This window comes from Streptomyces sp. NPDC047315, assembly GCF_040643215.1.
Lineage (GTDB): Bacteria > Actinomycetota > Actinomycetes > Streptomycetales > Streptomycetaceae > Streptomyces.
Map to the genome: position 1 here is coordinate 116785 of NZ_JBEYTZ010000026.1, position 11383 is coordinate 128167.

Below are 11383 nucleotides of genomic sequence, written 5' to 3' on the forward strand. Positions count from 1 at the left end.
GGCTGTGTTCGGTCAACGGGGGGCCTTCGTCTGTGTGGCCCAGGGGTCTGGGATCGGGGTGGCGGTGACCCATCCGGTGGGGGTCTCGTAGGCCATGCCCGCGGTGACGTGGCAGATGGAGGGCGCTTCGTCACCGTCGAGGAGGACCTTGAGGCGCTGCCCGGCGGTGTCCACGATGGTGCCCTCACGCCCTTCGTGACGGACCCGGCCCCCGAGGGCGACGCGGATCCCGAGGCGGCTCTCCAGCGCGTAGTACGTGGCGATGTGGGCGAGATCGGCCCTCTGCCGGCGGCGGTTGTCGTACTCGACCTGGGCCGCGTCGTGGTCGGTGCTGTCCGTCATGGTGTCCAGGTCTCCGGGGCGTAGTCGGGGTGGTCGGCGTACTGTGCGGCGCAGCGGAGGGTGTCGTCCCAGGCGGTTTGGGCGATGGGGGTCCAGTCCGGGATGCGGCCTTCGAGGTCGCAGTTGCCTTCGAGTTCCCCGTAGGGGTTGGGCTCCAGGAAGTTCCGGAGGGTGCCCAGGTTGTTCTGGATCCGCCGTTGGTGGGCTTCGGTGGCCGTGTGGAGCGCGGTGGCAAGGGGCCCGGCGTGGTCGCGGCGGGCGGTGTCGATCTCGTCGCAGCGTTGGCTGAGGAAGGTTTTGATGGCGGCGAACTGTTCTGGGGTGGGGGCGAGTCGGGGTTCGTACTCCAGCAGGCATGCCTGGTAGGCGTGGCGGATCCAGTCGGCGGCTTCGGCGATCTTGGTGGTGCGCTGGTCGTCGGTCAGCTCGTCCCAGCCGAGCTCCGTCGTGCCGTGGAGGATGTGGGCCGTTTCGGCGACGTCGAAGTGGCGTTCGCGGGCGAGCGTGAGGGCGCGGGGGTCGGCCGGGTCCCCGGCGGCGGGTTCCTCCGCGGGGTCGCCGGGCTCCGGCGGGGTGGTGGTTTCCGTGCTGTCCGTCATGGTGTCCAGGTCTCCGGGGCGTAGTCGGGGTGGTTGGGGTACTGCTCGGCGCAGCGGAGGGTGTCGGCCCACGCCGCTTGCGCGACGCGGGTCCAGCGGGGGGTGCGGCCGGTGTCGGGCTCGGGTTCCAGGTAGATCTGGAGGGTGATCAGGTTCTGCTGGATCCGGTACTGGTGGTCCCTGGCGGCCTTGATGGCGGCGGCGGGTCCGGTGGTGACGCGCAGGGCGGTGTCGATCTCGGCGCCGCGGTGGCCGAGGAAGGTCTCGATGGCGGCGAACTGCTCTGGGGTGGGGGCTGGTTGGTGTTCGTACTCCAGCAGGTCGGCCTGGAAGGCGTGGCTGATCCAGTCGGCGGCTTCCGCGATCTTGGCGGTGCGCTGGCGGTCGGTCAGTTCGTCCCAGCCGCGTACCGTCTTGCCGTGGACGATCCGGGTCGTGCGGGCGTGGACGAGGTGGCGTCGGCGGGCGAGCGCGAGGGCGCGGGGGTCGGCCGGGTCCCCGGCGGCGGGCGCCGGCGGTGGGGTGGTGGTGGCGGGCTCGGGGGGAGGTGCTGCTGTCACTGCGGTGCCTTCCGGGTGAGGAGGTCGGGGCCGACGCCGACCCAGCGCACCGGGCGCTCTGCGGGGCGGGGTTGGCCGGTCAGGTCGGCGGCCAGCTCGATCATGCGGCGGACCGTGCCCCGCTCGTGGTCCGGCGCGCGGACACCGGCCTGAAGGTCGGCGAGGAGGGGGCGCAGCGGGTGGGCGTCGATCTGCACCCGGCCGCGGGTGCTCCGCTGTACGTGGCGGGCGAGGTAGTGGAGCCAGTCGGCGGCGTCCAACGGGGCGGCCAGGGCCCGGCGGTCGATGTCGTCCCCAAGCGGGTGCCCGCCGGCGGTCCAGGCGTACCAGACGCGGGCGCCGCCGTCGGGCCGGTGGAAGACGAGGTAGAGGAACGTCTCGGGCGGGTGGTCGCCGGCGATGCTGTCGGCGACGGCCTGCTCGACGGGGCTCGGGTCGCCGCTCGGGGCCAGGACGAGCGGACGGTCGAGAACAGCCCCGGAAGCGGCGAAGTCTGACTCCATAGAATATACGTTATCCGGAGCCAGACCCGTTGATCCCCCGAAACACCCAAAAGACGCACCGCGGCGGCGCCTCCGCACGCCTTCCCGCACGCTCGATCGTCGATCCTAGAGCGAACGGGCCGACGGGAAGGCCCGCAACGGCAGCCACCGCGCCGGCGCGCCCGCACGGCCCGCACACCCCCTCGTCTACATAGACCCGGATAGACGCTTGAGAAACGAGCACGGGCGTGACACCCTTCAACACGTCAACTCTCGTCTATCCACGTCTGTTGTAACGGAGGCCCCAATCAAGATCACCATCGGAATCGAAGATCCCGACCCCGCCTTCCAGAAGCAACTCCTCGACCTCCTCGCCCAACACGCCGCCCACGTCCACATCGACACCACCTGGACCAAGGAACGCGCCGAACGCCTCTACCTCGCCCTACCAACCCGCGCCCGCCGCATCGTCAAGGAAGCCGCCAACCGCGGCGGATACGTCAGCGCCGACGACCTCCGCAACGACACCACCACCAGCCTCCGCGGCCACAGCGGACCCATCAAAACCACCGTCGCACACGGCGCCCGCCACGGCTGGTGGCCCACCAACATGGAACTCCCCGTCATCCCCCAAGGCCCCGGCTTCGGCAAAGTCGCCGGCTACCGCATCCCAGACCACCTCCTCGACGCCTTCACCCACGCAGCGAACAAACCCACACGCGACTGGTGAGTCCCGCCCCGGGCTACCGCTCCCGGTGGGGCTGCGGTGGTTGACTCTTCCCGTCAACCCTGAGGAGGCCAGCATGTCCATCGACCACACCCCCTTGAGCCGACAGATTTTCGAGGAGACCCTGGCCCCGGCGCTCAACCTGAACGCGCTACTTGGACCGGACTTCCTGGAGACGTTCTTGGAGGTCAAGTGGCGTCTGGAGAACCATGCACGCACTGCTGCTCTCGTCCTGGAGAGTGAGGATGACAGTGAGGTGGCGGGCGAGGTCATCAGCATCATGAACGTGCTCTTTCCCGGTGAGGCGCAGGTCCCTGACAAGTGGTGGGCTACCCCGCTCGGCCGCGTGGTGGCCATGAGTATTGGACACCCTGATGCCGAGAACGTCAGCTACAGCGTCGCCGGAGCCATGCTCGGAGGGATCTCCAAGCAGCGCATCGGCGCACTGGTCGACGAGGGCAAACTCGACCGCCACCCCGACGGGGGCGTCACAGTCGTTTCCATTCAGCAGCGACTGGAAGGAAGCCGAGGCACAGGCGAGCTTCCTGGAGGCGGCGCAGCTCCTGCGTAAGGGGCGCCGCGCCCTCGTTGACGAGGTGTATGGCGACGAGGAGCAGTAGCCCCAACGCCGCACATCCGTACCGCACTTACACCACGTATCCAGGTCACCCGAAGGAGGGGACTACCACGATGCCTCGTCGCGTTGTCGTCACCGCTCTGCTGCCGCAGCAACCCGACCCCGAACCTGCGTACCCCCAGTACGCGGACCTCCTCCGTGAAGCCCGGGTGAGGGGCCGCGGGCCCATCGGCGCGCAGAGCATCGCCCGGATGGAAGACGTGGTCCGCCGCCGCGGCGCTTCCTGGTGCACGGCTGTACTCGGGCGCCCCTTCCCCGGCCTGCGCGGTGTGCCCTCCGTGGACGGGTTCATGTTGATTGCCGCCGACGAACGCGGCCTTGACCCGGCGCTGCCGGAGAGCGTCGTGAAGGCCCGCGCGGCCGAGGAAGCGCGGCGTCAAGAGCGCGAGGCGCAGGCTGCGGCCAAGTTGGAGGCGGAGCAGCAGCGTTGGGCCCTGATCGCCGGGGTGGCGCCCGTCGTCTTCACCGTGCGGGCGAACACCCGGCACACCGGTGTCAGAGGGGCGCTCCGGCACGTCACGGCCGGCGTCGACCTGCTCTCGGGTCGGTCCCGGCTGCACAAGGCCGGCATGGGGTTGTGCGAGCTGGCGGCCCGCACCAACGCGCTGCACCTGGGCGAGCCGCTCAAGGTGCCGCCCACGTGCAGACGGTGCATCGAGTACGCGGGCAAGGTGCGCCCCCTCACGGCTCTGGCCCCACCGACGGAAGCCGAGGCGGCTTTGCTGCAACTGATCGCCTCCGGCGTCGTCTTCACTCTGCGCCCTGCCCGCAGTCAACCGGGAGTCCGAGACATCAGCCAACGCAGCCGCGGAACGCGCGGCGGCGCTCTCGGCCGCAAGGTCGATGCCGCGGTACGGAAGCTCCAGAAGAAGGGGTGGGCTGTGGCCGACGACAAGTTGTCGGCGACGGAAACGGGTCACCACGGGCACTGTTGGCGACTGACCGAAGCCGGAACTGCTGCTCTGGAGGAGTGACCCTTGGCGGCCAGGATGACCGCGGCGCAGTACACCGCCCTGATGGCCCGGCGCCGCGGCGAACCAGCCGCCCCCGCGTCGGAGAAGCGCGGGAGGAAGGCAGCGGCGCGCCCGGGGCCGCCGTCCACCCCGCCCGCGCCCGCGATCGAACCGCTGCTCGCGATGCTGTCCGCCCCCGGGCGGCACTGGACGCTGCTCATGCCTTACGCCGAGGAGCTGCTGACCAGCAACCAGAGGCTCCACCACATGGCCGTGCACCGGATCCGTCAACGGCTCCGGGCGGACGCCGCCAACACCGCCGCGGTGCGGCTGCTGCCCCGCCTCGAGCGGGCGGCGATCTTCTACGTTCTGCACCCGCGACCGCTCTCCCGGAAGCGCGACCCGGGCAACTGGGCCCCCACTGCGAAGCACTACGTCGACGGGCTCGTCACCGACGGAGGGCTTCTGCCGGACGACAGCCACGAGTTCCTGATGGGCCCGATCCCCGTCATGGGGGCGCCGGTCACCACCGGACTCGCCCGCATGACGCTCGTCGTCGTCGAACTCGCACGGCGATGACCAGCGGAAACGCGGAGACCGTAACGGAATCGCCCGGCATACGTACTGAAACGCAGAGCCGGACTGTCCGCTCCCCTACTCCGCTAGGAGATGCCCCTCCGTGAGCAGCACGCAGAGCACGCCCCTCCAGGACGACGTCCAGGGCGCCGCGCGCACCCCGGCGAACGTGAGCCGTGAGCATCTGCTCGACCTGGTCTCCTCCACCTACGCGCGAGGCGGTGCCGCCGGCCCACTCGACCACGACGTCATCGACATCATGCTGGCCGAGGTCGCCGACAAGGCGGCGTGCTCCTTCCTGCGCGACCGCTGGGAGGACAGCTTCCCCCTCGCCGCTTACGACGAGCTGCTCTCCGCGGTCGCTGCGCTCCGGGCCGTTCTCGGCTTCGACCCGACGCCAACTGCCTGCGAGGTCCTGGCCTGGTCCGATGAGTTGGAAAGGCAACTCGCGGGCGAAGTCGACAGCTCCTCGTACCGCTTCTCCGCCAGGTTCACGGACGGCCCGTACCGCGGCACCATACTTGCCGTCCCTGGCACGTTCGTGCTGCCCGACATGGGCCCCGCGGCAACCCTCACCCTCCCCATCGCCTGGGGTGACACCGCCGACCCCGGCCGCGGCAAGGCCCGCTACCGGCGGGGGGCCATGGCGGACCAGGGGGTGTGGCCGTACCGCCTGGACGAAGTCGTGCGGAAGGACGCCCGCCCGCACATCACCGTGCCCACGTCCGACCAGGCCGGTGCGTGATGGCGAGGGAAGCCACGGTCGAACGGGGCGCCGCCTACCGGGCCTTCGTCCCGTCCCCGGCCGCGGACGCAGCACACGACGCCGCGCACAAGACCGCGGCACGGTTCCGGCACGGCGCCTACGCGGTGGGGTGCCCAACGTGCCACGTCCCGGCCGGAGTTCTCTGTCTCGCCCGGCGCACCATCCACGCGGCCCGGCGGACGCAGCACCTGCTGAACCTCAAGACGGGCGCCCTGGTGCCGCTCCTCGTGGGACGTCCTCGATGAGCACGACGGCGGCCGACGCCGCGCGCCGCGCCGCTGGCTGGGCGGCGCGCGCCGAAGACGCGCACAAGCAGGCGGAGGCCCGTCGGGGGCGGGCGCACGAGCTCGAGTCGCAACGTCTCAGCGCCGCGGCCCGCGGCTGGCGCGAGCAGGCCGACGACGCGGAGGCGCAGCGCGTCACGGCGGTGGCGATGGCGACGATGTGGGCCGCCGTAACCGGCGCTCTCCAGGGCGTCGAGTTGGGGAGGCGCCCGTGAGCGCACTCGCCGTCGAGGCGCCGGCCGGGGGGCCTGAGTGGGCCGGTCGTCTGATCGTGCGCGCCGCGGGCCGCCCCGTCCTACACATCGGCGTTGAGGGCGTGAGCGCGCCCGCGGTGCCGGTGTTCGCCGTGGCGCTGGAGTGCGTGCCGGACGCCGAGCGGGCGCCGGGTGTGCGGCCGTGGGACGGCCCGGTCACCGAGTCGAGTATCTGCCCGGCGTGCCTCCGTTCCCTGCGCGGCGAACCCGAGCCCGAGGCGCTCCGGCTCGTTCCCGCCGGCGTCGCCGACACCTTGCCCGAGCAGGAGCCCGCGCCGGACGGCCGCCACCTCCGAGCCGTCCCCGACATCCCGGTGTACTTCGAGGCCGCGCTGCCGGCCGAGCACGGCGGACGTCCGATCACCTGGTCCCCCTGGACGGCCGCGCCCGTCATCACCCACCACGACCCGTCGTGCGGATGGTGCGGGGACCCGGGGCCCGGCGAGATGGCCGGCGGTCGCCAGGGCAGCCCGCAGTCCCGTACCGACCCGCTGCGCCGGTACCTCGCCTACCGCTGCACCGCGTGCCAGGAGATGACCGCGTACGAGCAGGTCGGGATGGACCTCCGGATCATCGCCCATCACAAGTCGCGTGCTCCCAAGGGGCACAAGCGGTGAAGCCCGGCCGGCACCGGCCCGACACCGGATGCTGCCGGGCCAGCGACTTCCCCACCCGCTCTCCACCAGCTCACCAGGCCGTAGCCGCGCTGACTCGCGCCCGGGGAACGCCGGCCCTGAACCCGAAGGACGCCCGATGCGCCGTACCACCGCTCTCCCCAACCCTGCCCAGCTCCCGCGCGCCGTCGTTCGGTCCGCTGCTGCCCAGCTCCAACGGGCCGCGTACTTCCTGTGGGCCATGTACCCGGCCGACGCCGACTGGCCCGCCGGGAAGCAGCGCCCCGCCTGCTACGAGTTCAAGCTGGACAAGGTCGTGCACTGGCCCAACGAGGGCTGGCAGGGCGGGAAGATGTACGGCCCGATCTTCCCCGGCGCGCGGGACGTCCTCTGCAACCTGATGCGCGAAGGTAAAGCCGTCGTCATCCGGACACAGCGCACCAACCTGCGTGAGGTCGCCGCCTGGCTGGAGCAGCACGGCATCCCCGCCGTCGCCAGCGATGGCGAACCGTTCGCCTACTGGACCGACACCACCCGTGTACTCGTCACCGCCCGGGCCGTGACCGTCCACGCCGAGGTCACCCCATACGCCGTACGCTTCGAAAGCTGGGAGCAGTTCTCGCAGTACGAACAGCACCACATCGGCCGGACCGCGCTCTCCGTCTCCCGCGCCGTGCTGCTCCCCATCGGCTTCGAGAACCCCTGGTACGGATACCACTTCAGCCCGTCCACCAACGACGCCTCCTGCACCCTCACCGCGACCGGCTGGCATCCCGTAGACGCAGACGAATACCACCACCTGACCACCGACGGCTCGACCGACGTAGTCGACAGGCGTGCCCGCTTGCACGCGGAAGACAACGCACACACGGTCTTCGACGCGCTCCAGCGCGCCGGAGTCACCGTCGACGGCACCGCGGCGGACCTCCGCGCCGACGGTGTGCTCCTCACCCTCGGATGAGGCGCGGCCCCTTCTCCTTCCGCAGCCTGAGCCATGTTGCCTCAGCGCGGCCGATGACAGTATCGTCCGAGGCATCCCCACACCTGTGGGGGTGGCCCCTAGAGTCGTTGCATCAACGCGAGTGGTCCATATTGCTCCCCACGTACGTGGGGGTGGTCCCCGAGAACTCAGTAGGTGTTTTTCTTCCTCGATGCCGCAGGTCAGAGCCGGTGCGGTGCAGGAGGGACAGAAGTGGCCGTTCCGCCAAGGCGTTTCGGCAACAGCGAAGCCGAACGGCGCTACGTCCGTGGATGGGTGGCTATGCCGGGAAGCGGATGATCACGGGCGTCACCGTCTTCGTGTGGAGGCCACCAGCTACCAGTACAGCCCTCTGGCCTAGTGCTCGGCAAGGGCACCGCAAGCGCCGTGCCGGAGGAAGAAAAACACCTACTCACCTCGCGAGGTGCACCACTGTTCCCCACGTATGTGGGGGTGGCCCCCGAGAGCATCAACCGCGAGGCGCACCTGTCATCTACTCCCCGTGCATACGGGGTTTGTTGAACGTCTGGAGTACGCCCCGTGGAGTCGGACACCGACTGCACGGGGCGTACTGCCGACCAGCGCGCGGCCGTGCGATGATCCTCCGTCATGGGGAGACACGCATGGGGGAAGACCGTCAGCGCGCTCATGCTGGCCACGATCACGGTATCGGTGAGCGGTTGCGGCAGCTCGGACGACGCGGACGACGCGGCCGACGCGGCCGATGCGAAGCCGTCCGCTGAAGCGAAGGTGACCGTCGAGGCCGCCTCGAAGACGTTCCGGGCCGCGGTGGAGAACGGCGGCTGCCTTCAGATGGAGCCGGAAACCTGCTGGGACCAGATGCAGGCCCTTATGGAGCCCGCGCGCGACCTGCGGAAGGCGATGAACGCGGAGAAGTCCGTAGGGCCGGACTTCTGGACCGGGGCATACGCCCTGATCAACACCATGGAGAAAGGCATCGGGGTCGGCAAGGACCAGGGCGCGGCTGGCGGCATAACGGCCCTGACGAACCGGGACGACGTCTTCGGCTCCGCTCATGACCTTGTCGACTGGCTGGACGCTCACCCGATCAAGTAGTGCTGCTCACCCGGCGGCGCGGGCTGTGGGCCCGATGCGACGGGGCGATGACGACGCCCCCCGCTCGGGTTGATGAGTGCCGAGGTGACGGCGATGCAGGGCGGAAGCGGCGACGGTTTCGGGCGGAGGTTCTCCGGAGCTTCCGTGGTCACTGGCGAACTGGCCTGGCGGGGTCGTCGAGCCAGATCGACTCGCCGTTGCCGTCCACGGTGAGCCCGAACCGCCGTATCTCAGGCTGCCCCATGCCGTCCCACCATCGGTACGCGACGGACAGCTCGTCCCAGAGCCGCCGTGGGCCGCTCTGGAAGACCGTGCTCTGCGGAACGCCGTCCGTGAGGACTGCGGCAGCCCACGAGAGGTCGGACAGCCCGTACAGCCAGACGCTGACGCTGGCCCCGCGGCGGTCGGCGAGCAGAGTGCAGTCGGGCACGAGGAACCCCGCCACCGCGGCGAACGGGTGCCTCAGGCCGTCCTCGATCCCGAAGCCGGCCACGGTCAGCGCGGTCGTGCCGGTGGTGGCATCGCCGGGGAACCCGTCGGGGAGGTACGCGGCCTGGACAGGCGCCCGAACGCTGAGCGGCCATCAGCGGCGACGGCCAGGGGACGGGCTGAGGCCGCATCGGGACCACCGATGTTGATCTTCAGGAGGTTTTGGTCGCTCGCCCTGTCGACCCGCCGTGAAGGCGTGGCGTTCACAGTCGCAGGGTCCAGCTCGGCCCGCCGGGGGTACCGGAGGTGTTGAGACGCACGGTCTGCCGGGTGGGTGTGGCGGTGAAGGAGAATGCGGTCTGCGGCGGGGAGCCGGCTGCCTTCCAGATGTCGATGGCGGATTCGACGTCGTCCCAGAGCCGGTGTGGCCCGCCCTGGCGTACGTGGTGTTTCCCGTCGCCGCCAGCGGGAGTCAGGGTGGCGAAGGAGCCGTTGGTGATGTCGATGGCGTGATCGAGCCAGGGCCCTCCGTCCGTCTTGGTGGACAGGTATTGGGCTGCGGGTGCGGCGAGTTGGGCCAGAAAGAGGGGCACCCAGTCCTGGAGGATCTCCGGGCCGTAGCGGGCTGGGCGCTCGTCGCCGGGCTGGTGCAGCAGGTGTGAGACGTCGCCGAGGTCAGGGGCTGCGTGCGGGCGGGCGATCATGAACGAGACCGTGCCGGGCAGGAAGGAACCTTCGGCCGCGCCGCCTTCCCCGACCGTGAGCTGGACAAGACCCGAGCCGTAGAGCCAGCCGGACAGGGTGGTCAGGATCGTCCCGCCAGGCTTGACCTGCCGAAGCCACGCGGGCGGGAGGGTCCGCACCGCGCAGGTGGCGATGAGGTGGTCGTACGGAGCGCCGTCATCGTCCCCGAGAAGGCCGTCGCCCTGGACCAGCCGCGGCGCGTATCCGGCCGCAGCCAGAGCAGCGCGGGCGCGGGCGGCAGTGGCCGGGTCGTACTCGATCGAGGTGACCTGGTCGCTGCCGAGACGCTGGCACATCAGGGCGGTGGAGTAGCCGGTCCCGGTGCCGATCTCCAAGACGCGGTCGCCGCCCTTTGGGGCTAGGTCTTCCAGCATCCGTACGACAAGGCCGGGGAGAGTGGAGGAGGAGGTCGGGGCTCCGGGAACGGGGCCGTCGACATCGCCCGGGTGCACGCCGCTGTCGAGTTGGGTGATCAGTGTTTCGTCCGCGTACACCTCCTCCAACCAGGCGTCCGCGTCGTCGTCGTCGGCGGGCGTGGCGGGGGTCCACATGGTGCCCTGCGGGCCGTTGCTGCGGCGGAAGAAGCCGTCGGCCACGAAGGCTTCGCGGGGCACCGCTTCAACAGCGGTCCGCCAGGCGCTCGACCGCAGCGTCCCGGAGGCCGTCAACCGGTCGGCGAGCCGCTTACGCAGCCGGGCTGCGTGCCCGTCGGGGGCGGGGTCGATCATGCGGCGAGTCCCTTCTCCAGTACGTCGGCGAGCGCTGCGGCAATGGCGGTGCGCGTTGGCAGGTCGACGAACGCCCATTGCCCGTTGGGGTTGATCTCGTACATCCACCAGCGGCCGTCGTGGTCGAGCCCGAAGTCGAACGCGCCGAAGACGAGGCCCAGCGCGCTCATGAATCGCCGGATGCCGTACCGGACACTATCCGGTACCTCGACGGGTGCGAAGGCGATCCGGTCGTAGTCCCACCGCCAGTCCAGGTGGTCACCGTGGATGGTGACGCGGGAGGCGAACATCCGGTCACCGACGACCGCGACCCGGATGTCCGCCACCTTGTCCACGGCCTCCTGGAACAGGTGCGGGCAGGCCGCCACGCCGTCGCCGATCTCCTCGGGGTCGACCTTCCTCACCCAGATCGTGCGGTGCTCACCGTCCTCGATGTAGGTGGTGGAGCGAAGCGGCTTGTAGACGACAGAGCCGTGCTCCTTCGCGAAGGCGCGGGCCGCGTCGGAGTCGTTCGTGATCAGCGTCGCCGGGACGAGGAGGCCGGCTCGGGCGGCCTCCGCGATCTGGCGCGGTTTGAACTCCGCTGCTGCGTTCCGTTGCGGATGGTTCACGTACAGGCAGTCGAGGGCTCC

Annotated in this window: 16 protein-coding genes and 1 pseudogene; 10 read left to right on the forward strand and 7 right to left on the reverse strand. The window is 70.4% G+C overall.

The window, feature by feature from the left end; genetic code table 11:
• Positions 1–12: 12 nt before the first annotated feature.
• Genes ABZ842_RS27685 through ABZ842_RS27700 form a run of 4 tightly spaced genes read right to left on the reverse strand, consistent with a single transcriptional unit; the run spans position 13 to position 2004 of the window.
• Positions 13–342 carry a hypothetical protein gene (locus ABZ842_RS27685; RefSeq protein WP_361542252.1) on the reverse strand — a complete coding sequence of 110 codons (330 nt, stop codon included), beginning with the start codon at positions 340–342 and terminating at the stop codon, positions 13–15.
• On the reverse strand, positions 339–941 hold the full coding sequence (locus ABZ842_RS27690) for a hypothetical protein (RefSeq protein WP_361542255.1): 603 nt from the start codon (positions 939–941) through the stop codon (positions 339–341). Before ABZ842_RS27690 ends, ABZ842_RS27685 begins: the two co-directional genes overlap by 4 nt.
• Positions 938–1501 (reverse strand): hypothetical protein, encoded by a 564-nt coding sequence (locus ABZ842_RS27695; protein ID WP_361542258.1) that lies wholly within the window; start codon positions 1499–1501, stop codon positions 938–940. The genes ABZ842_RS27690 and ABZ842_RS27695 overlap by 4 nt, the downstream gene beginning before the upstream one ends.
• Positions 1498–2004 carry a hypothetical protein gene (locus tag ABZ842_RS27700; protein WP_361542261.1) on the reverse strand — a complete coding sequence of 169 codons (507 nt, stop codon included), beginning with the start codon at positions 2002–2004 and terminating at the stop codon, positions 1498–1500. Before ABZ842_RS27700 ends, ABZ842_RS27695 begins: the two co-directional genes overlap by 4 nt.
• 208 nt (positions 2005–2212) lie before the next feature.
• Between ABZ842_RS27700 and ABZ842_RS27705 the strand changes: the two genes are divergently transcribed.
• The 10 genes from ABZ842_RS27705 (at position 2213) to ABZ842_RS27750 (ending at position 8850) form a co-directional block, all read left to right on the forward strand.
• Positions 2213–2713, forward strand: a complete 501-nt coding sequence (locus ABZ842_RS27705; RefSeq protein WP_361542263.1) for a hypothetical protein — start codon at positions 2213–2215, stop codon at positions 2711–2713.
• A gap of 73 nt (positions 2714–2786) precedes the next feature.
• A complete protein-coding gene (locus ABZ842_RS27710) occupies positions 2787–3281 on the forward strand; it encodes a hypothetical protein (protein WP_361542266.1) in 495 nt (164 codons plus the stop codon).
• A gap of 119 nt (positions 3282–3400) precedes the next feature.
• Positions 3401–4321 (forward strand): hypothetical protein, encoded by a 921-nt coding sequence (locus ABZ842_RS27715; protein ID WP_361542269.1) that lies wholly within the window; start codon positions 3401–3403, stop codon positions 4319–4321.
• 3 nt (positions 4322–4324) lie between these two features.
• Positions 4325–4879: a hypothetical protein gene (locus ABZ842_RS27720; RefSeq protein WP_361542272.1), complete on the forward strand. Its 555-nt coding sequence runs from the start codon at positions 4325–4327 to the stop codon at positions 4877–4879.
• A 100-nt stretch (positions 4880–4979) separates the two neighbouring features.
• Positions 4980–5621, forward strand: coding sequence for a hypothetical protein (locus ABZ842_RS27725; protein WP_361542275.1), 642 nt, complete (start codon positions 4980–4982; stop codon positions 5619–5621).
• Entirely contained in the window at positions 5621–5887 is a 267-nt protein-coding gene (locus tag ABZ842_RS27730) for a hypothetical protein (protein WP_361542278.1), read from the forward strand. The genes ABZ842_RS27725 and ABZ842_RS27730 overlap by 1 nt, the downstream gene beginning before the upstream one ends.
• Positions 5884–6141, forward strand: a complete 258-nt coding sequence (locus ABZ842_RS27735) for a hypothetical protein (protein ID WP_361542281.1) — start codon at positions 5884–5886, stop codon at positions 6139–6141. The genes ABZ842_RS27730 and ABZ842_RS27735 overlap by 4 nt, the downstream gene beginning before the upstream one ends.
• Positions 6138–6797 (forward strand): hypothetical protein, encoded by a 660-nt coding sequence (locus ABZ842_RS27740; protein ID WP_361542284.1) that lies wholly within the window; start codon positions 6138–6140, stop codon positions 6795–6797. Before ABZ842_RS27735 ends, ABZ842_RS27740 begins: the two co-directional genes overlap by 4 nt.
• Positions 6798–6933: 136 nt before the next feature.
• Positions 6934–7755: a hypothetical protein gene (locus ABZ842_RS27745; RefSeq protein ID WP_361542287.1), complete on the forward strand. Its 822-nt coding sequence runs from the start codon at positions 6934–6936 to the stop codon at positions 7753–7755.
• Between the two features lie 666 nt (positions 7756–8421).
• The gene (locus ABZ842_RS27750; RefSeq protein ID WP_361542290.1) at positions 8422–8850 is read left to right on the forward strand and encodes a hypothetical protein; all 429 of its coding nucleotides are present in this window, start codon (positions 8422–8424) and stop codon (positions 8848–8850) included.
• A gap of 148 nt (positions 8851–8998) precedes the next feature.
• On the opposite strand, the gene ABZ842_RS27755 is transcribed toward ABZ842_RS27750, so the two are convergent.
• From ABZ842_RS27755 to ABZ842_RS27765, 3 genes and pseudogenes are all read right to left on the reverse strand, one after another.
• Entirely contained in the window at positions 8999–9343 is a 345-nt protein-coding gene (locus ABZ842_RS27755; RefSeq protein WP_361542293.1) for a hypothetical protein, read from the reverse strand.
• 199 nt (positions 9344–9542) lie between these two features.
• Positions 9543–10751: an ATP-grasp peptide maturase system methyltransferase gene (tgmC, locus tag ABZ842_RS27760; protein WP_361542296.1), complete on the reverse strand. Its 1209-nt coding sequence runs from the start codon at positions 10749–10751 to the stop codon at positions 9543–9545.
• Positions 10748–11383, reverse strand: a pseudogene (locus tag ABZ842_RS27765) (ATP-grasp ribosomal peptide maturase); the annotation flags it as partial. The gene tgmC and the pseudogene ABZ842_RS27765, both read right to left, overlap by 4 nt.

Bases quoted from the DNA above. Each gene is read 5' to 3' on its own strand.
- ABZ842_RS27685 (WP_361542252.1), bottom strand. From the start codon at position 342: ATGACGGACAGCACCGACCACGACGCGGCCCAGGTCGAGTACGACAAC.
- ABZ842_RS27690 (WP_361542255.1), bottom strand. From the start codon at position 941: ATGACGGACAGCACGGAAACCACCACCCCGCCGGAGCCCGGCGACCCC.
- ABZ842_RS27700 (WP_361542261.1), bottom strand. From the start codon at position 2,004: ATGGAGTCAGACTTCGCCGCTTCCGGGGCTGTTCTCGACCGTCCGCTC.
- ABZ842_RS27710 (WP_361542266.1), top strand. From the start codon at position 2,787: ATGTCCATCGACCACACCCCCTTGAGCCGACAGATTTTCGAGGAGACC.
- ABZ842_RS27715 (WP_361542269.1), top strand. From the start codon at position 3,401: ATGCCTCGTCGCGTTGTCGTCACCGCTCTGCTGCCGCAGCAACCCGAC.
- ABZ842_RS27730 (WP_361542278.1), top strand. From the start codon at position 5,621: ATGGCGAGGGAAGCCACGGTCGAACGGGGCGCCGCCTACCGGGCCTTC.
- ABZ842_RS27735 (WP_361542281.1), top strand. From the start codon at position 5,884: ATGAGCACGACGGCGGCCGACGCCGCGCGCCGCGCCGCTGGCTGGGCG.
- ABZ842_RS27745 (WP_361542287.1), top strand. From the start codon at position 6,934: ATGCGCCGTACCACCGCTCTCCCCAACCCTGCCCAGCTCCCGCGCGCC.
- ABZ842_RS27750 (WP_361542290.1), top strand. From the start codon at position 8,422: ATGCTGGCCACGATCACGGTATCGGTGAGCGGTTGCGGCAGCTCGGAC.
- tgmC (WP_361542296.1), bottom strand. From the start codon at position 10,751: ATGATCGACCCCGCCCCCGACGGGCACGCAGCCCGGCTGCGTAAGCGG.